Genomic DNA, 19,662 nt, shown 5'->3' on the forward strand with positions numbered 1-19,662 from the left:
AAAAGAGACAACCTTGAAAAACATTTACATTTCATACCAAACGGTTTATATTTAGAGTATCGAAATAACCGAGGAGCGAAATAAAAATGGCTCTTTATCAAGAATGGGCAGACCAAATCAAAAGCTATAATCGCAACATAAAGTTGACCTTCCTGGCAAACATACTCACTCAAATTGGGCTGGGGATTTTTATGGTGATTTATAATTTCTACATACGAGAGCTGGGATTCAATGAACTGGTTAACGGGAAAGTGATTTCGATGACCTCTCTTGCAACGGCACTGGTACTCATTCCGGCAGGGGTTATGAGTGACAGGGCTGGCCGGAAAAAGCTGATGCTGTTTGGAGCAATCTCGACAGGGATGATTTTATTTACACGGAGCATGGTTGAGACCCAGGCACTGTTGATCCTGTTTGCATTTGGTACTGGTCTTGCGTCCGCTTTTATCCAGGTTTCCATCATTCCGTGGCTGGCAGAAAACTCCCAACCTGAACAGCGTGTGCATCTCTTCAGCATTCACTTTGCGGCAATGACAGCGGCCAATGTTGTCGGAAGCCTTTTGGGAGGGATCCTTACAGATGTGTTTTCTTTGTTCCTCCCTGAATTGGAGAGTATCCGTTTCACGCTGGTCGCTGGTTCCGCACTGTTTCTGGCCGCACTTCTTCCCATTGCCCGGCTTAGGGAAGTACGGACAGAAAAACGGACCGACAGAAAGTTCATGGATTTAAAAAGAGGAATCCCATATAAAGCGAGCCTTAAAATCATCATTCTATTTGCTGTCGCACAGCTGATGATCGGTTTCGGTGCTGGCTTGGTCATCCCATACTTGAATCTTTACTTCGCTGACCGGTTCATGGCATCCAATTCACTAATTGGTCTGGTCATTTCACTTGGACAGGGAGCAACTGCAGTAGCCATGATCATTGGTCCGATGGTGGTGCGCAAGCTTGGGGAAGTGAAAGCAGTCGTTGTCCTGCAAATGCTCTCCCTCCCGTTTTTGCTGCTTACTGCTTACACACAGCATTTCTGGCTTGCTGCCCTTGGCTTTTTATTTCGACAGGCCCTTATGAACGCAGGGAATCCCATTCAAATGTCGTTAATGATGTCGAAGGTTGATGATTCAATGAAAGGATTGGCCAACTCTGTGAATCAAATGGTATTTAATCTTGGATGGGCGATTATGGGACCGGTTTCGACCGGAATCGTTTTGAAATACGGTTCCTACTGGGGATATGCGACGGTTTTCACCATCACTGCAGGTCTTTATTTAGTCGGGTCATCTTACTTCTTCTTTGTATTCAAGACAATGGACAAAACAAAATCCGTCATCTCAGCCACTAAGCCAGCTTAATTACTGTATTTCTTTGGATATATTTCTCGGGAAATGAAAGACAATGGCGAAATATCATTCGTTATTGTCTTTTTTTATGTTTGTTATGTTGTTAACCGCTTATTAGCGAAGTATTTGTCGAAGGATTCCAACAGGTTTTTCCCCTTGCAAAAAAGAAATAGTTAGGTAAGGGAGTTGAGCGGCATGCGGGAATCTATTGAACTTTTTGCGAATGAAGTTGGCGGTAAGGCTCATATACTGCAATTGATCAAAAAACTCGATCTTTGCTTAAAATTACAGTCAGAAAAGGAAGAAGTATACCTGGCATTCAAGGGGGGACGAGCGGAACTCCTAACAAGCAATCTCGGTTCTCAATTCCAGATCACAATCATAGGAAGTGAGACCAGCCTTTCTGGACTCTTGAAAGGGGAGTTCAAACTGAGGCAAGGAATCAGATGGGGATATTATTCCGTAGAAGACGGTCCGTTCAGAGATCTATTGGTCCTGGAGTCGATTTTCTATCTTGCCAGACCAATCTCCGCTTAATTTATTCTGAAAAATCTTAATATATTGACTTTAAATGCATGGAAATGATATTATCACTTTAACGCAATAAAACGAACTGAATATTCTTATCCAGAGAGGCGGAGGGACTGGCCCGATGAAGCCCGGCAACCGGTTGTTAAACACGGTGCTAATTCCTGCAGAGTGTAGACTCTGAAAAGATAAGGAGAGTTGATAAATGACCCTCTTCTTAAGAAGAGGGTTTTTTGTATCACCTTTCCATTAATTTTCAAGATAGGAGAGATGGAGATGGCAAGTGAGCAAAAAAACTACAGAATCGAAACAATTGGTGTCCACGGAGGACAATCACCAGACCCGGTAACTGGAGCGAGGGCAGTGCCAATCTACTCAAGCAATGCTTTTCAATTTGAGAACACGGATCATGCAGCCGATTTATTCGCACTCAAGGAGCCTGGCTATATTTACTCGCGAATCCATAATCCTACCGTCACGGCACTGGAGGAAAAAGTAGCCTTGCTTGAGGGAGGCGTGGGTGCGCTCGCCCTATCCAGCGGGATGTCTGCGATTACGATGGCTATTTTGAATATTGCCCATGCAGGGGATGAAATCGTTGCAGCCTCTAACCTGTACGGAGGGACTTACAATCTATTTGCCGTAACCTTGCCGAAATACGGAATCAACGTTCACCTGGTGGACCCTGATGACCCTGAAAATTTCAGGAAGGCAATTACTCCTAAAACCAAGGCGGTCTACGCGGAAACAATCGGAAATCCAAGTCTCAGGGTATTGGATATTGAAGCGGTTGCGGATATTGCCCATGATGCTGGTGTTCCGTTGATCATCGATAATACATTTGCGACTCCATATCTATGCCGCCCGATTGAACATGGCGCAGACGTCGTCATTCACTCAGCTACCAAGTGGCTTTTAGGAAACGGTACAGTCATGGGTGGAATCATCGTCGATGGAGGAAAATTCGACTGGAGATCCCCTAAGTACCCTGGTTTCAATGAACCGGACTCCAGCTACCATGATATCGTTTATAGTGAAGCGATTGGGGCAGCCGCATATATTGTTAAGGCGAGGGTCCAGCTGCTGCGCGACCTTGGCCCGGCCATCAGCCCGCAGAGTGCCTTCCAATTCAATCTTGGAATCGAAACATTGCATGTCCGCATGAAAGAGCATGTCGCCAATACGCGTAAAATAGTAGACTATCTTGAGTCACACCCAGCTGTTACCTGGGTCACCTACCCTGGACATGACTCTCACCCTGATAAGCATTTGGCAGACCGCTACCTTCCAAAAGGTGCAGGATCAGTTGTGGTATTTGGCATCGAGGGCGGCAGGGAAGCTGGAGCAAAACTGATCAACTCATTGACACTATGGTCCCATGTTGCCAATGTCGGCGATGCGAAGAGCCTGGTTATCCACCCTGCAAGCACAACACATCAGCAACTTGATTCAGATGGACTTAAAGCAGCAGGAGTACCGGAGGATCTGATCCGTCTTTCTGTCGGGATTGAAAATGTTGAGGACATCATTGAAGACCTCGAGCAGGCGATCGAAAAAGCAACTGGAGTACCAGGAGTCACGGCAAGAGCGTAAAATCCAGGACCTGCCAAAAGTATTTGAAAATAATTTTATTGACACCCTTTTTTATTACATGCTACAATCACTTTCGTAACTTAAAACCGATTCTATAATTTAATAGCGTGCTCTTATCAAGAGAGGTGGAGGGAAGTGCCCGATGAAGCCCGGCAACCGTCAGTAAGCTTGCTTATCTGAAACGGTGCCAATTCACTCAAAGCTGATGGCTTTGGCAGATGAGAGAAAGGATACAGCCTACGATTATGCCTTTCTGCTTATTTGCAGAAAGGCTTTTTTATTGCCGAATCGATCCAATACGATCCTGAGGTGTTTTTTACAAGAGTATTTTCTTCCCGGAAGGAGCACCCATTTTACCTGAAGTTTGAATTTTTTCGCTTAGGGAATGGGAAACTAGATTGATAACCTTCTTATTAGGATGGAAGATTTAATGGTTTATTGAGTTTAGAATATAGTTGTTGCAAAAGAGGGGGAGTCAATTGATAACGATAAAAAAAGCCAGAAAGATTTATCCTTCAAAAAAAGGCGAAGTTAAAGCGGTAGATGATGTCAACCTTGAAGTGAAAGAAGGCGAAATCTTTGGCGTCATTGGATATAGCGGCGCAGGTAAAAGCACATTGATCCGCATGTTGAATGGTCTTGAAATCCCAACTTCAGGTTCTGTCGTTGTGGCAGGCAGGGAAGTTTCAAGGATCAAGGGTGCGGAATTAAGGAAAGCAAGACAGGAAATCAGCATGATTTTCCAGCATTTCAACCTTCTCTGGTCAAGGACGGTTGCAGATAATATTGCATTCCCTCTTGAGATTGCAGGAGTGCCGAAATCCGAGAGAGACAAGAGGGTAAAAGAATTGATCACGCTTGTCGGTCTTGAGGGCCGTGGCGATGCTTATCCTTCACAATTAAGCGGCGGGCAGAAGCAGAGGGTCGGGATTGCCAGGGCTCTGGCGAATAATCCGAAAGTTCTTCTCGGTGACGAAGCGACGTCAGCACTTGACCCGCAGACGACCGACCAGATCCTGGATCTTCTCGTTGATATCAATAAGAGGCTGGGGCTTACCATCGTCCTGATTACTCATGAAATGCATGTCATCCGTAAAATTTGTCACCGGGTTGCAGTCATGGAGGGCGGAAAGATCGTTGAGACCGGGCCGGTATTGGATGTGTTCAAGAACCCGCAGCAGCCAATTACGAAAAGATTTGTCCAGCAGGTGACTGAACCGGAGGAAACAAAGGAAACAGTAGACCATTTACTTGAGCGATATCCGCATGGACGGGTCATCCAGCTGACATTCGTAGGAGAAGGGGTCGAACAGCCGCTGATCACCAATCTAATCCGCAAATATGCCATCACGGTCAATATTGTGCAGGGGAAAATTTCTCAGACACAAAGCGGATCGTATGGAACCTTGTTCATCCATCTTGATGGTGAAGAGGAAGAGCTGGCCCGTGCGATAGAATTTATCGGCCAGCATGAAGTCGGCGTGGAGGTGATTTCGAATGGCTGAAACTTTATTCCCGAATGTCAACTGGGACCGCATGTGGGAGGCGACAGTTGAGACACTATACATGAGTGCCATTTCCGTTGTCGCTACCTTCATAATTGGAGCCATTCTTGGACTGTTGCTCTTCTTGACATCGAAGGGCAATATATGGGAAAACAAACCGGTCAATGTCGTACTGAGCGCAGTGGTGAATATTTTCAGATCCATCCCATTCATCATTTTGATCGTCCTTCTGATCCCTTTTACAAAATTGATCGTTGGATCAATGATTGGCGAAAATGCCGCATTACCGGCGCTGATTATCGGTTCCGCACCATTTTACGCAAGGATGGTTGAAATCGGTTTGCGTGAAATCGATAAAGGAGTCATCGAAGCAGCAAAGTCGATGGGAGCAAAAACGACGACCATCATCTGGAAGGTTCTGTTGCCTGAATCAATGCCTGCATTGGTTTCAGGCATCACAGTGACCGCGATCGCGCTTGTAAGTTACACGGCGATGGCTGGAGTCATCGGCGCAGGCGGTCTTGGAAACCTTGCCTACATGGAAGGATTCCAAAGGGGCCGGAATGATGTCACGCTGATGGCGACCATCATTATCTTGATCATTGTATTTTTAATCCAGATTATTGGCGATTCCATCACCAGAAAATTAGACAAGAGATAAAGGAGAGATTGACATTGAAAAAATGGTTATTAGCACTTTTAGCATTGGTTTTAACAGCAGGACTTACAGCTTGCGGATCATCTGAGGAAAAAACAGAAGGCGGCAAGGAAGAAAGCAAGAAAATCGTTGTTGGTGCATCAAACGTACCTCATGCTGAAATCCTGGAAGAGGCGAAACCGCTTCTTGAAGAAAAAGGATACGAAATGGAAATCAAGACATTCAACGACTATATTGTTCCAAACAAAGCATTGGATTCAGGAGAACTTGATGCGAACTACTTCCAGCACATCCCTTACCTCGAGTCACAAATGGCTGAGAATGGCTATAAGTTTGAAAATGCTGGCGGAATCCACATCGAGCCAATCGGTGTATATTCTAAAGATTACACAACTCTTGATGACCTTCCAAAAGGTGCCCAAATCATCATGAGCAGCTCTGTAGCAGACCATGGCCGAATTTTGACAATGCTTGAAAAAGAGGGTCTGATCACTCTTAAAGACGGCGTGGAAAAAGTAAAAGCAACAATCGACGATATTGAAGAAAATCCTAAAGAATTGAAGTTTGGTACAGAATATGAAGCAGCATTGCTTCCGCAGATCTTCAACAATGGTGAAGGTGACGCTGTTCTAATCAATTCAAACTACGCGATTGACGCTGGATTGAACCCATTGAAGGATTCTATCGCAATTGAGGAAAGTGACTCTCCATATGTAAACGTCATTGCCGTTCGTGAAGGCGATGCAGACAAGCCGGCAATCAAAGCACTTGTGGAAGTTCTTCATTCTAAAGAAATCCAGGACTTCATCCTTGAAAAATATGAAGGTGCAGTCGTACCGGTAAAAGAATAAACTTTGGAAAGCAGGCGAAAAGCCTGCTTTTCTTTTTGTCGCATAACCCGCTCTGAAATTCAACATACTAACCGAGAAAAAAGCAGATTGGAGTGGAAGCAATGGAGCATCATTATGAACCTCGGAATTCAACAGAAGCAGCTCTTCATGAATATAAACAGGGACTGGGCGTTTTTACGCAAAAAATGCCGGAGCTTGCAAGACATTATAATGCTTTTACGGAAGTGTGTTTTCAGGAAGGGACACTGACACAAAAAGAAAAGCAGCTGATCGCTCTAGGGATTTCATTGTATTCCCAGGACGAATACTGCATCATTTACCATTTAAAAGGCTGCCTGGACCAGGGAGCCACTGAAGAACAAATTTTGGAAGCAGTTGGGGTGACAGCGGCTTTTGGCGGCGGGGCGGCCATGAGCCAGGCAGTCACACTTGTCCAGGAAGCCATGGCAGAACTGAATACTTTAAAGCAGTAAAAGCTGTTGTAATCAGATTAATTGATTGCTGACTAACAGGAAAGGCTTCATTTGGGAGGATATTGCCAGTATTCTAAGAATGGCAGAGGTGAGGCCTCCATAGACCTCCTCATTCCATTACATCCAAAAATTAACGGTTTTAAACGCTTTGATAGTGGTAAACAAAAGGTGTTACCATTGCAATAACAAAAAAACGCTTATTAAAAGCGAAAAACCGAAGGGATGATTCACTATTAGTCAGCTAAAACTGAACTACACAAGTGAAATGGAAAAGGCGATGCATGGAGCTCATGGAATTAGTTACGAAGTCTACAGCATGAACCATGACGCAAGAATGGAAGTCGAAAGAAAACGCGAGCAAGATTATATCAAAAGCCAACGGATGGTCGCTGACCTGGACCGAAAAGTCCACTCGTAAGCGACGGGATATATAATAGAAGAAAAAATTGGAACCAGTGTATTTTTTGCACTGGTTTCTTTATTATTTATGGTAAAAATGAAGATGGTTTTTTAGAAATCGGGTTTCAGCCGGATCAGGATCTGGATCGCCCTTTATTTTGACAGGTTCGAGGTGATAGGGTGTAAAGTTGTCAAGAAAACCTCTTTATTTTGACAGGTTTGAAGCGATTGGATAGAAAGCTGTCAAAAAAGCCTCTTTATTTTGACAGGTTCGAAGCGATAGTATGGAAAGTTGTCAAGAAAACCTCTTTATTTTGACAGGTTTGAAGCGATAGTATGGAAAGTTGTCAAGAAAACCTCTTTATTTTGACAGGTTTGAAGCGATAGTATGGAAAGCTGTCAAGAAAGCACTGTTATTTTGACAGGTTTGAGGCGCTAGGATGGAAAGCTGTCAAGAAAGCCCTGTTATTTTGACAGCTTCGAGGCTTTAGGATGGAAAGCTGTCAAGAAAGCCCTGTTATTTTGACAGGTTCGAGGCGATAGGATGGAAAGCTGTCAAGAAAGCCCTGTTATTTTGACAGGTTCGAGGCGATAGGAAGGAAAGCTGTCAAGAAAGACTTGTTATTTTGACAGGTTCGAGGAGATAGGGTGAAAAGTTGTCAAGAAAGCCTCTTTATTTTGACAGGTTAGAGGCGATAGGATGGAAAGTTGTCAAGAAACCCCTGTTATTTTGACAGGTTAGAGGGGTTAGCATGAAAAGCTGTCAAGAATCCCTCATTATCTTGACAGGTATGGAGTCGATAAGCGAAAAGCTATCTGAATCAGGATCGGCCTTGCTATATCGATTTACATTCCTGCTCATAAATCAAACGGATTTATCTGCCCTAACGCTATCCAGTACATTTTTTTATAACAGAAGGTAAAAAATAAAATGATGTACGAGCTGTGAGCGGGATATCCTGCTTTGCGGGGCTTGGTCTGGTAAAATGGAGATGAGTGTTCGAAACTCAGCGGTCGCCTTTCAGCAAGCTGAAAGGCGGGTGGCGGGAAGTTGAAAGAAGTAATTCGTGAAAACTGAAGATTCTTGATGAGATGATTCTAGATTAGTTTGTGTTGATTTTTGGCTCATTGGCGTGAAGCTTACGCTTCACTGGCTTTTCAGCTTACGCTGAAAAGCTGCCGAGATTGAATGAAACGCTGCGGGCAAACCCGTTTGCCCGGTCGTTTCACTCAATCTCGGCATGAGCCAAAAATCTGACATTAATCAACAGTTTTTGATATTTTTCTTTCCACTTCTAAGGTGTTGCTAACACTTTTCATTTGTTATAAGATTGTAATGAGAATAAAATGAGAATAGAGCTTTTGGCGGCAATAGTCGGCTTAAAATCTTTTCTATATTGACGGAGGTATTATTATGGCAGGATCTGTATTATCAATTAAGGACCTTCAGGTTGAGATTGAAGGCAAGCAGATATTAAAAGGTGTGAACCTTGAAGTTAAGGGTGGAGAAATCCACGCGATCATGGGACCGAATGGTACTGGTAAATCTACTTTATCTTCTTCTATCATGGGTCATCCAAAATATGAAGTAACGAACGGTTCTGTAACTCTTGATGGCGAAAATGTTCTTGAAATGGAAGTGGACGAAAGAGCACGTGCTGGTCTTTTCCTTGCGATGCAATATCCAAGCGAAATCAGCGGTGTAACGAATGCTGACTTCCTTCGTTCTGCTTTGAACAGCCGTCTTGGCGAAGGAAATGAGATTTCCCTGATGAAATTTATCCGCAAGATGGATAAGCAAATGGAATTCCTTGAAATGGATCTTGATATGGCACAGCGTTATCTTAACGAAGGTTTCTCCGGCGGTGAGAAGAAGCGTAATGAAATCCTTCAGTTAATGATGCTTGAACCAAAAATTGCAATCCTTGACGAAATCGACTCAGGTCTTGATATCGACGCATTGAAGGTTGTTTCTAAAGGAATCAACGAAATGCGCGGCGAAGATTTCGGCTGCTTGATCATCACTCACTACCAGCGCCTTCTTGATTACATCACTCCTGACCATGTTCACGTTATGATGCAGGGCCGCATTGTGAAGTCTGGCGGACCAGAACTTGCACAGCGCTTAGAAGCAGAAGGATACGACTGGATTAAGAAAGAACTTGGCATCGAAGACGAAACAGTTGGGCAAGAAGCTTAAGCGTTGGGGGGATTTATAATGACTACGGAAACGAAATGGGCTTTTGACCAGGAGTACATTACTTCCTTCTCAAAAGAAATGAACGAGCCGGTATGGCTGACAGAGCTTCGTGTGCAATCTCTTGCGAAAGCAGAAGACCTCTCCATGCCAAGACCGGATAAAACGAAAATCGATAAATGGAACTTCACTCAGTTTGAAAAGCTGCTTGTTGCAAGCGATGCTTTTTCATCATTAGATGAACTTCCTGAAGAAGTAAAAGCACTTGTTGGCAAGGAAGCAAAAGAAAACAGCCTGTATGTGCAGCGCAACAACAAGCCTGCATACCTCCAGCTTTCAAAGGAAATGCAGGAGCAAGGCGTTATTTTCACTGATATTTTCACAGCGGCGCGCGAATATAGCGACTTGCTGAAGAAATACTTCATGAGTGCTGTTAAAAACGACGAGCATCGTTTGACTGCTCTTCACACAGCATTCATGAATGGCGGAGCATTCCTTTATGTTCCGAAAAATGTACAGCTGAACAGCCCAATCCAGGCGATCTTCCTGCATGATGATGCAGAAGCGAACCTGTTCAACCACGTACTGGTTGTTGCTGAAGACAATAGCTCTGTGACATATGTCGAGAACTATTTCTCTACAACTGGCAAAGTGAACGGTTTGGTCAACATCGTAACGGAAGCAATCGCTGGCCAAAATGCGAAAATCCAGTACGGTGCGGTTGATACACTGGCTGAAGGCCTTACAACTTATGTGAACCGCCGCGGCCATGCCGGCAGAGACGCACGTATCGAGTGGGCTCTTGGCATGATGAACGACGGTAACACCATTTCTGATAATGTAACGAACCTGGTTGGCGATGGTTCATACTCTGACATTAAGACTGTCGTTGTCGGACGTGGAGAACAAACTCAGAACTTCACGACGAGCATCATCCATTACGGTAAAAATTCAGAAGGCTATATCCTGAAGCACGGTGTCGTGAAGGATAGTGCTACTTCAATTTTCAACGGAATCGGAAAAATCGAGCACGGTGCTTCCAAGTCCAATGCGGAGCAGGAATCACGCGTTCTGATGCTTAGCGAAAAAGCACGTGGAGATGCGAACCCAATTCTTCTGATCGATGAAGATGATGTAACAGCTGGCCACGCGGCTTCTGTTGGACGCGTTGATCCATTGCAGCTTTACTATCTGATGAGCCGCGGTATTCCGCAGCACGAGGCAGAACGCCTTGTCATCCACGGATTCCTTGCACCTGTTGTAAATGAGCTTCCAATCGAGGGAGTTAAAAAGCAATTGGTTGAGGTCATCGAAAGGAAAGTTAAATAATGAACGCCCGCGAAATTCGTGAATTGTTTCCGATTTTAAATCAGGAAGTCAATGGCAGCCCGCTCGTCTACCTAGACAGTGCGGCAACATCACAAAAGCCGGTGCAGGTAATCGAAGCGCTGGATAAATATTATCGCGAATACAACTCCAACGTACACCGCGGTGTCCATACTCTTGGAACAAGAGCGACCGATGGTTACGAAGGAGCAAGGGAAAAGGTCAGAAAGTTCATTAACGCAAAATCGATTGAAGAAATCATTTTCACCCGCGGCACCACAACTGCCATCAACACGGTTGCGGCAAGCTATGCACGCGATAACCTTAAAGAAGGCGATGAGATTGTCATCTCCTACATGGAGCATCACAGCAATATCATCCCCTGGCAGCAGGTAGCTAAAAAATCGGGTGCAACATTGAAATATATCGATCTGCAGGAAGATGGCACGATTTCACTTGATACTGTCAGAGAAACAGTGACAGAAAATACGAAAATCGTCTCGATCATGCAGGTTTCAAACGTATTGGGTGTCATGAATCCGATCAAGGAGATTGCCGAAATTGCCCACCAGAATGGTGCGATTATGGTTGTCGATGGTGCCCAGAGCGCTCCGCATATGAAAATCGATGTCCAGGACCTGAATTGCGATTTTCTCGCTTTTTCCGGACATAAAATGTGCGGGCCGACGGGGATCGGCGTATTATATGGCAAGAAGGCCCTTCTTGAAAAAATGGAGCCGGTTGAGTTTGGCGGCGAAATGATTGATTTCGTAGGTCTCTACGAATCAACATGGAAAGAGCTGCCGTGGAAATTCGAAGGCGGAACACCGATCATCGCTGGTGCGATTGGTCTGGGTGCTGCAATCGACTTCCTCAATGAAATCGGACTCGACAATATCGAGAAGCATGAACACGCTCTTGCGGCCTATGCGATGGATAAAATGTCTGAAATTGACGGCATGACCATCTATGGACCGAAGGAAGCCGGCAAGCGTGCAGGACTCGTAACATTCAATATTGATGACGTACATCCACATGATGTGGCAACTGTATTAGATGCTGAAGGAATCGCCGTCCGCGCGGGACACCATTGTGCACAGCCTTTGATGAAATGGCTGAAGGCGTCCGCGACAGCACGTGCAAGCTTCTACCTGTACAACACAGAAGAAGATATTGACAAACTCGTAGCCGGACTTGTCAAAACAAAGGAGTATTTCAGCGATGTCTTTTAATAATTTAGATAACCTTTATCGGCAAGTTATTATGGATCACTATAAGAATCCCCGCAATAAAGGTGTTTTGGAAGAAGGCAGCCTGACAGTCAACATGAACAACCCGACATGCGGCGACCGCATCCAGCTGACGATGAAAGTCGAAGACGGCAAGGTTGCGGACGCGAAATTTGAAGGGGAAGGCTGCTCGATTTCCATGTCCTCTGCTTCGATGATGACGCAGGCGGTAAAAGGAAGAAACATCGACGAGGCTTTAAAGCTTTCATCCGTTTTTTCTGACATCATGTTGGGAAAAGAATATGAAGAGGATGATCTGGACCTCGGGGATATCGAAGCACTTCAAGGTGTGGCGAAGTTCCCGGCAAGGATCAAATGTGCAACTCTTGCGTGGAAGGCAATGGAGAAAGGCCTGAAGGAAGAGGAAGACAGCCAATAAAAATCATCGCATGGTGATTTTTCCCGAACATGCTGCAGGGGATTGGCCTGCAGCGAACAACTACAAAGCGGGAAACCTTGTTTCCCTGCTTTAAGAATGGAGGAATTCGACGATGGCTAAAAAAATGCCAGAGATCGGTGATTATAAGTACGGATTTTCCGATAAAGACGTTTCCATCTTCCGGTCTAAGCGCGGTCTGACGCGTGAAATCGTTGAAGAAATTTCAAAAATGAAGGAAGAGCCCCAGTGGATGCTGGACTTCCGTTTAAAATCATTGGAGCACTTCTACAATATGCCAATGCCTCAGTGGGGCGGAGACATGGCTTCATTGAACTTTGATGAAATCACGTATTATGTAAAACCATCCGAGAAATCTGAAAAATCATGGGATGAAGTACCTGATGAAATCAAGGCGACTTTCGACAAGCTTGGAATCCCTGAAGCTGAACAAAAATACCTTGCAGGTGTTTCTGCACAGTACGAATCAGAGGTTGTATACCACAACATGAAGGAAGAGCTTGAAGAGTTGGGAATCGTCTTTAAGGACACTGATTCTGCTCTGAAAGAGAACGAAGACATTTTCCGTGAGCATTTCGGAAAAGTCATCCCACCAACAGACAACAAGTTCTCAGCGTTGAACTCTGCAGTTTGGTCTGGCGGATCTTTCATCTATGTTCCAAAAGGGATCAAAGTGGATACTCCGCTTCAGGCGTATTTCCGCATCAACTCTGAGAACATGGGCCAGTTCGAGCGTACATTGATCATCGTTGATGAAGGCGCGCACGTACACTATGTTGAAGGATGTACAGCTCCAGTTTACACAACGAACTCACTTCATAGTGCGGTCGTTGAAATCATCATCAAAAAAGACGCATATTGCCGTTACACAACAATTCAGAACTGGGCAAACAACGTCTTCAACCTTGTTACAAAGCGTGCGGTTTGTGAAGCGAACGCGACAATGGAATGGATCGATGGCAACATCGGTTCCAAGCTGACAATGAAATACCCAGCAGTCATCCTTAAGGGTGAAGGCGCTCGCGGTATGACATTATCCATCGCGATTGCTGGTAAAGGCCAGCACCAGGATGCAGGTGCGAAAATGATCCACCTTGCGCCAAACACATCATCAACCATCGTATCAAAATCAATCTCAAAGCAGGGCGGAAAAGTAACATACCGCGGTATCGTCCACTTCGGACGCAAAGCTGACGGCGCCCGCTCAAACATTGAGTGCGATACGCTGATTATGGATAACAAGTCTACTTCAGACACAATTCCATACAATGAAATCCTGAACGATAACATTTCTCTTGAGCACGAAGCGAAGGTTTCAAAGGTATCAGAAGAGCAATTGTTCTACCTGATGAGTCGCGGAGTCTCTGAAGAAGAAGCAACAGAAATGATCGTCATGGGCTTCATCGAGCCGTTCACAAAAGAACTGCCAATGGAATACGCAGTCGAAATGAACCGCCTGATCAAGTTCGAAATGGAAGGTTCAATCGGTTAATAGATGATTACGGGAATCCACCTGCCTCGGCAGGTGGATTTTTTTACCCTTTTATGGAATTCGTAGAGATTCGGGCACATTTCGTAGAGATTAATGAGGGAATCGTAGAGATTCAATATCTTTTCGTAGAGAATATTGTTAAAACCGTAGAGAATATATTAAAGTAACCTGGATTGCAGAGTATTTTTCAGCAATTCATCGGTAAAAACGTGCGTAGCATCTGACTCCATCAATGTTTTTCCTTCTCTATAAGCGGGAAATAAGGTTAGAACATGTCTTAGTTCTTATTCAGCGCTTAATTGTGCTATTATGAAGGGAAAATGGAGGTGCACAGATGATTATTGTTGGCTTAACGGGCTGGGGAGACCATGACAGTTTATATGAAGGCAAGGTTTCGCCTCGTGATAAACTGAAGGAGTATTCCAGCCACTTTCCTGCAGTTGAGGTCGATGCCTCATTTTACGCTGTGCAGCCTGTGAAGAACGCGGCGAAATGGGTAGAGGATACACCTGACAAATTTCAATTCATTGTAAAAGCGTACCAGGGAATGACCGGCCATCAGCGCGGGGAGATCCCTTTTACAGATAAAAATGAGATGTTCACTGCCTACAAGGAATCGTTGAGGCCTTATCTTGAGGCCAATAAGCATGGAATGACACTGTTTCAGTTCCCGCCGTGGTTTGACCTGCGCAAGGAGAATGTCGATTACTTGCGCTGGTGCCGCGAGCAGATGGGCGATATTGATTGTGCGCTCGAGTTCCGGAACCAGTCATGGTTTGCAGGTGAGATGCGCGAGAAAACGCTTGAGTTCATGCAAAAGGAAAATTGGATCCACAGCATTTGCGATGAGCCGCAGGCAGGCGAAGGCTCGATCCCGACCGTGCTGCAATCCACTTCCCCGGAAAAAGTCCTTGTCCGCTTCCATGGCCGTAATATCCATGGATGGAACAAGAAGGGGCGAGGCCAGGAATGGCGCGAAGTACGTTATTTATATCGCTATAATCAGGCCGAATTGACGGAGTGGGCCGAGAACCTTCGTAAACTTAATGAAGGGACTTCCCAGGTGTTCGCCCTGTTCAATAACAATTCCGGCGGAGATGCGGCCGATAACGCGAAACAGATGATGGATTTATTGGATATCGAATATGAAGGGCTTAACCCGAGACAGCTTGATTTGTTTTGATACTATATTCCCCTCCTGGCAGCAGTGAGGGGACACTTCATTTTAAAAGAGGAATGATGGTTCAATGGAAGAGATGATTCATATATACCATACGAATGATTTGCATAGCCATTTGGAGCACTGGCCGAGTATCCATAAGCTTGTAACTGAGCGGCGGCGCTGGCATGAGGAAGAAGGCGATGAGGTTTTCGTTTTTGATATTGGCGATCATATGGACCGCTGGCATCCGTTATCTGATGCGACCAGGGGGAAGGCGAATTGCCGACTGCTGAATGAGGCCGGCTATGATGCCGGTACCATTGGGAACAATGAAGGTATTACGCTTCCATTCGAGGATCTGGATTCGATGTATCATGAAAAAGAATTCGAGATGCTTGTGGCGAATCTGTATAAACAGGATGGAAGCCGTCCGGTTTGGGCTAAGCCTTATCATGTGTACATAAGCAAAAAAGGCACAAGGATCGGAGTCATTGGTGTCACGGTCAATTTCGGGCGATTCTATGAGCAGCTCGGATGGAAGGTGACCGACCCGATGGAAGAAATAAAGACCTGCGTCGAGGAGTTAAAAGAACAAAGTGATATCATCATTCTGTTATCCCATCTTGGGATCCATGATGATGAAAGGATTGCATCGCAGTTCACGGAAATAGACGTCATTCTTGGCGGACACACTCATCATATTTTACATGAAGGAAAAGAAGTCGGATCGAGTTTGCTCGCGGGTGCTGGCAAGTTTGGTTATTATACCGGCCATGTGACTGTGAAGTTAGATCACGATACGAAGCAGGTGCTAGAGAAAACTGCCATCTTGTATGATATGAATGAAGGTGGCCAGGCAGAAGGCGAGAAGGAGATGGCTGCAGGTTATTACTTAGAAGGAAAAGACTTGATGGGTGAGCCGGTTGCCAGCCTGCCTGTTGAGTTAACAGCCGACCCTATGCAGCATACCGAACTGGCAAGGCTGCTCGTTCAGGCTTTAAGGGAGTGGTGTGATGCGGACTGCGCCTTCATGAATGCCGGCATGATTCTTAAGGGCCTAAAGCAGGGAGATGTAACGAGATTCGACCTGCTTGAAATCTGTCCGCACCCGATCAATCCTTGTACCATCAACATGTCAGGTGCGGAACTGAAAGAAGTGCTTCTTCAGACAAGAGATGAAACATGGCCCCATTTGCAGATAAAAGGACTTGGCTTCCGCGGCACCGTGATGGGTGTCATGGAGTACGATGGGATTGAGTTTCGTCAAAAAGGCAATGTCCAGCAAGTGTTCATCAATGGCGAGCTCATCGATGCAAAAAAGCACTACTTACTCGCCATTCCCGATATGTTCACGTTCGGCCGATTTTTTCCGGAAATCCAGCGTGCTGAGGAAAAACGATACTGGCTGCCAGAGTTTCTCCGCAATCTGCTCGAGTGGAAGCTTTCAAATATGACGATTAATATTTGATCAAAATATCACGCTTTTCCTTCCATCTTCATAGAGTGTTATTGGGATTGAAGGGAGGAGTTGTGGTCATGATCGATATGTCACCCATTGAAATAGAAGGCAGAACATTTTTATGTATTTCTGTAAAATTGCCAAAGACAAACCTACTTGTCGTTACCGGCGACAAAGGATATATAATGTGCGGCGCCCTTGATGTCGCGCTTCTCAATGAAAAGCTCAAGAGCAGGAAGGTCATTGCAGGAAGAGCCGTTGGCGTGAAAACGATTGAAGAATTGCTCGAAGCCCCGCTTGAGTCCGTCACATTCGAGGCGGAGAACCTTGGCGCCACAAAAGGGATGATTGGCAAGGAAGCTTTGCTGCTTATGAATTAATTCGAATAAAGCCATAAAAAAAGACAGCCTGAAGAGCTGTCTTTTTTTGTGTACTTCATGTGAATATTTGCAGAAGCAGTAAAAGAAGTGAATTTTCAATCCGATATAATGATTGAATGCAAAAATGGGCTCGTTTTTTCCCAACTCAAAAATGAAAACGAATGACCCAATGATTTGCAATTGTGATAGAATATAAGAAAATATTGTCGTTTTATGTAAATTTTTCTTCAATTCATGATAAGGCAAATATAGCCGCCAACTAACAGATAAAGTGGGAATGAACATGAGACTCGTAGCCACCACATCGGTAGAGGAAGGGGCTTTACTCGGGAAAGCCATTTATAATGACAAGGGCCAGATCCTGCTGAATGTAGGTGTAAGGCTCGAGCGGAAGATGCTGAACCGCCTTGAAGAGTTTGGGATTGATTATATCTATATCAAAGATCCAGATACCGACGATATCATCGTGAAGAACTCGATACCAGATGAAATGCGGGTCAATGCGATCATGACGATCGGTGAAACTTTCAAACAAGTTCAGCTGGATTCCAAGATCTCGCAAACGTTCGTACTGGAAAAATCGGCGAGGAAATTCAAGAAGCTGATTGTTGCTTTACTTGATGAATTAAAAAGCAGCAAAGAGCTTTTGAACCTGCTTTCGGATGTATTCCTGCATGACCATTATATTTTTTCGCATAGCTTGAACGTAACGCTTTACTCCCTTGCGATCGGGATAGAAATGAAGCTCTCCCCGAAGGAACTTGAACAGCTCGGTCTGGGTGCGATTTTGCATGATGTGGGAAAAATGAAGGTCCCTGAAGAAATTTTATCCAAGCCAGGCAAGCTGACTGCAGAAGAGTTCCAGATCATCAAGGCGCATGCAGAGGACGGCTTCCAGATGCTCAGGAATATTCCCACTATCCCGCTGATTGTTGCCCATTGTGCATATCAGCATCATGAACGTTTGAATGGAGCAGGTTACCCTCGTGGACTGAAAGAGGATGAAATCCATTTATTCGGTAAAATCCTCGGTGTAGCTGATGTGTTTGACGCTGTCACCTCCAATCGGGTCTACCGGCCGGCAATGCTGCCTCATGAAGGCCTGGAAATTCTTTATTCGGGTGCAGGCAGCTTGTTTGACCCGAAGGTGGTCGACGCTTTCCGGCGGGCTGTGGCGATCTATCCGGTCGGCCTGACAGTGATCCTGAGTGATGGCCGGAAAGGCGTCGTAGTACAACAGAATCCCGGCTTGAGCGAGCGTCCTGTAGTCCGAATTCTTGAGGATAACGGGCAAAGAGTGGAACCATACCACCTGGATCTAAAATCAAATCTGTCACTGATGATTGTCAGCTGTGATACGATCATACAATACGAGTACGCAGCGAATTATTAAAGTGAAAATCAATATAGTATAAGACAAAGTAATTAGGCTAGTTCCCCCCTTTGAAGCATACATATAGCTTTAGAGGGGGGATTTGTTTTGGCAAAATTCGGCCGGCGGCTGCCTCGGAAAGGGCCCTTGCCTTTCAGGTATGTATTCCTGCTGACATTCGTGTTTTTTTCCTTTTCCACTGCAGCAGGACTTTGGATCATCGATAAAGGACTTGAACCGACTTTGATGAAATATGCTGAATCCCAGACAAGAAAAATTGCGACTCTGGTTATCAACAAGGCGATCAACAAAAAAATAGCCAGCGGGATGGATATTGATAAAGTGATTGAATTTGTACCGGTGGATGGGGGTACAACCACTGTGGTGAAATTCAACACAGAAATCATCAATCGGGTAAAAGCGGAAACGACTAATATTGTACAAATGAACCTGAAAGAAGCGGAAAGAGGGAATCTTACCTCTCTCGAGATGTTATCAGATGTCGAGCTCGTGACCGATGAAAAAGACAGGGAAGAAGGAATCATTTATTATGTTCCTTTGGGTCAGGCGACCAACAATGCGCTGCTCGGTAATATGGGGCCAAGGGTTCCGGTGAAGTTCAATGCAATCGGCGATGTGACGGCAGATGTCGTCTGGGATACTGAAGAGCATGGAATTAATAATACCCTTATCAATGTATCGGTCAGGGTAAAAGTGAATGTGCAAATCATTATTCCTTTTGCGACGGAAATTGCGACTGTGCAGGAAAATATTCCGATTGGCAGCTTCTACTATCCTGGAAAAGTTCCGCAGTTTTACAATGGGGGCGGGAATACTTCGCCAGCGATTCAATTGCCTGGTGAATAATTATAGTTGTCAAGTTAACGATATTGTTATATTATAAAATCAATTGAATAATAAACCACATCATTCCGATGGGGTAGAGGCGCAGGATTAAAGAGTAAGCTGTGTGAGGATGACAACGTTGATCACAGTTGAAAGGGAATTTTGCCGAAGCAATGATAAGATGAGTCACATTTTTTATTGCTGGGGATACTTTGAACAAGAGTATCACTGTCATTATGGAGGTATATCCATAATGGGGAGCTACAGATCGTGATGGAGACACTAGTTGCTTATTAAGGGCAGCGATAGAATGTTCTCTATCGTTGTCCTTTTTTATTTTTTAAGAAAGTGGCTACAACTCTTTTCATGTAAATGTTTCCCCCCTGTCAAAAACA

18 protein-coding genes and 3 riboswitches are annotated in these 19,662 nt (G+C 44.8%); all 18 genes read left to right on the forward strand.

The annotated features are described in order from the left end of the window. Positions 1-86: 86 nt before the first annotated feature. Entirely contained in the window at positions 87-1,352 is a 1,266-nt protein-coding gene (locus J7E38_RS08390) for an MFS transporter (protein WP_214706477.1), read from the forward strand. Between the two features lie 183 nt (positions 1,353-1,535). Beyond that, a complete protein-coding gene (locus tag J7E38_RS08395) occupies positions 1,536-1,877 on the forward strand; it encodes a hypothetical protein (RefSeq protein ID WP_214706478.1) in 342 nt (113 codons plus the stop codon). A gap of 83 nt (positions 1,878-1,960) precedes the next feature. Next, positions 1,961-2,063, forward strand: a riboswitch (SAM riboswitch). An 81-nt stretch (positions 2,064-2,144) separates the two neighbouring features. Then, positions 2,145-3,461, forward strand: coding sequence for an O-acetylhomoserine aminocarboxypropyltransferase/cysteine synthase family protein (locus J7E38_RS08400; RefSeq protein ID WP_214706479.1), 1,317 nt, complete (start codon positions 2,145-2,147; stop codon positions 3,459-3,461). A gap of 110 nt (positions 3,462-3,571) precedes the next feature. After that, positions 3,572-3,686: riboswitch (SAM riboswitch) on the forward strand. A 254-nt stretch (positions 3,687-3,940) separates the two neighbouring features. Next, positions 3,941-4,966: a methionine ABC transporter ATP-binding protein gene (locus J7E38_RS08405; protein WP_214706481.1), complete on the forward strand. Its 1,026-nt coding sequence runs from the start codon at positions 3,941-3,943 to the stop codon at positions 4,964-4,966. Next, positions 4,959-5,627, forward strand: a complete 669-nt coding sequence (locus J7E38_RS08410) for a methionine ABC transporter permease (RefSeq protein ID WP_214706483.1) — start codon at positions 4,959-4,961, stop codon at positions 5,625-5,627. Before J7E38_RS08405 ends, J7E38_RS08410 begins: the two co-directional genes overlap by 8 nt. Positions 5,628-5,641: 14 nt before the next feature. Then, positions 5,642-6,475, forward strand: coding sequence for a MetQ/NlpA family ABC transporter substrate-binding protein (locus J7E38_RS08415; protein WP_214706485.1), 834 nt, complete (start codon positions 5,642-5,644; stop codon positions 6,473-6,475). A gap of 101 nt (positions 6,476-6,576) precedes the next feature. Then, entirely contained in the window at positions 6,577-6,948 is a 372-nt protein-coding gene (locus J7E38_RS08420; RefSeq protein ID WP_214706487.1) for a carboxymuconolactone decarboxylase family protein, read from the forward strand. Positions 6,949-7,213: 265 nt separating this feature from the next. After that, positions 7,214-7,366: a YuzK family famiily protein gene (locus J7E38_RS08425; RefSeq protein ID WP_214706489.1), complete on the forward strand. Its 153-nt coding sequence runs from the start codon at positions 7,214-7,216 to the stop codon at positions 7,364-7,366. A gap of 1,395 nt (positions 7,367-8,761) precedes the next feature. Beyond that, complete coding sequence (sufC, locus tag J7E38_RS08430; RefSeq protein WP_214706490.1) at positions 8,762-9,547, forward strand: Fe-S cluster assembly ATPase SufC; 786 nt, start codon at positions 8,762-8,764, stop codon at positions 9,545-9,547. A gap of 18 nt (positions 9,548-9,565) precedes the next feature. Beyond that, on the forward strand, positions 9,566-10,873 hold the full coding sequence (sufD, locus tag J7E38_RS08435; RefSeq protein WP_214706491.1) for a Fe-S cluster assembly protein SufD: 1,308 nt from the start codon (positions 9,566-9,568) through the stop codon (positions 10,871-10,873). Then, positions 10,873-12,102: a cysteine desulfurase gene (locus J7E38_RS08440; protein ID WP_214706492.1), complete on the forward strand. Its 1,230-nt coding sequence runs from the start codon at positions 10,873-10,875 to the stop codon at positions 12,100-12,102. Before sufD ends, J7E38_RS08440 begins: the two co-directional genes overlap by 1 nt. Next, positions 12,092-12,538, forward strand: a complete 447-nt coding sequence (gene sufU, locus J7E38_RS08445) for a Fe-S cluster assembly sulfur transfer protein SufU (protein ID WP_214706494.1) — start codon at positions 12,092-12,094, stop codon at positions 12,536-12,538. Before J7E38_RS08440 ends, sufU begins: the two co-directional genes overlap by 11 nt. Positions 12,539-12,650: 112 nt before the next feature. Then, complete coding sequence (sufB, locus tag J7E38_RS08450) at positions 12,651-14,048, forward strand: Fe-S cluster assembly protein SufB (protein ID WP_144478507.1); 1,398 nt, start codon at positions 12,651-12,653, stop codon at positions 14,046-14,048. A gap of 334 nt (positions 14,049-14,382) precedes the next feature. Next, the gene (locus tag J7E38_RS08455) at positions 14,383-15,231 is read left to right on the forward strand and encodes a DUF72 domain-containing protein (protein ID WP_214706496.1); all 849 of its coding nucleotides are present in this window, start codon (positions 14,383-14,385) and stop codon (positions 15,229-15,231) included. 64 nt (positions 15,232-15,295) lie between these two features. Further along, positions 15,296-16,678 carry a bifunctional metallophosphatase/5'-nucleotidase gene (locus J7E38_RS08460; protein ID WP_214706498.1) on the forward strand — a complete coding sequence of 461 codons (1,383 nt, stop codon included), beginning with the start codon at positions 15,296-15,298 and terminating at the stop codon, positions 16,676-16,678. A 68-nt stretch (positions 16,679-16,746) separates the two neighbouring features. Continuing rightward, positions 16,747-17,049, forward strand: a complete 303-nt coding sequence (locus J7E38_RS08465; RefSeq protein WP_214706501.1) for a YunC family protein — start codon at positions 16,747-16,749, stop codon at positions 17,047-17,049. A 283-nt stretch (positions 17,050-17,332) separates the two neighbouring features. Next, positions 17,333-18,442, forward strand: coding sequence for an HD-GYP domain-containing protein (locus J7E38_RS08470; RefSeq protein WP_214706505.1), 1,110 nt, complete (start codon positions 17,333-17,335; stop codon positions 18,440-18,442). Positions 18,443-18,529: 87 nt separating this feature from the next. Further along, the gene (gene yunB, locus J7E38_RS08475; RefSeq protein ID WP_214706508.1) at positions 18,530-19,288 is read left to right on the forward strand and encodes a sporulation protein YunB; all 759 of its coding nucleotides are present in this window, start codon (positions 18,530-18,532) and stop codon (positions 19,286-19,288) included. 66 nt (positions 19,289-19,354) lie between these two features. Then, positions 19,355-19,539, forward strand: a riboswitch (Lysine riboswitch). The last annotated feature ends 123 nt before the right edge of the window (positions 19,540-19,662 follow it).

This window comes from Bacillus sp. ISL-35, from assembly GCF_018613355.1.
In the GTDB taxonomy this organism is placed as follows: Bacteria; Bacillota; Bacilli; order Bacillales; family Cytobacillaceae; genus Mesobacillus.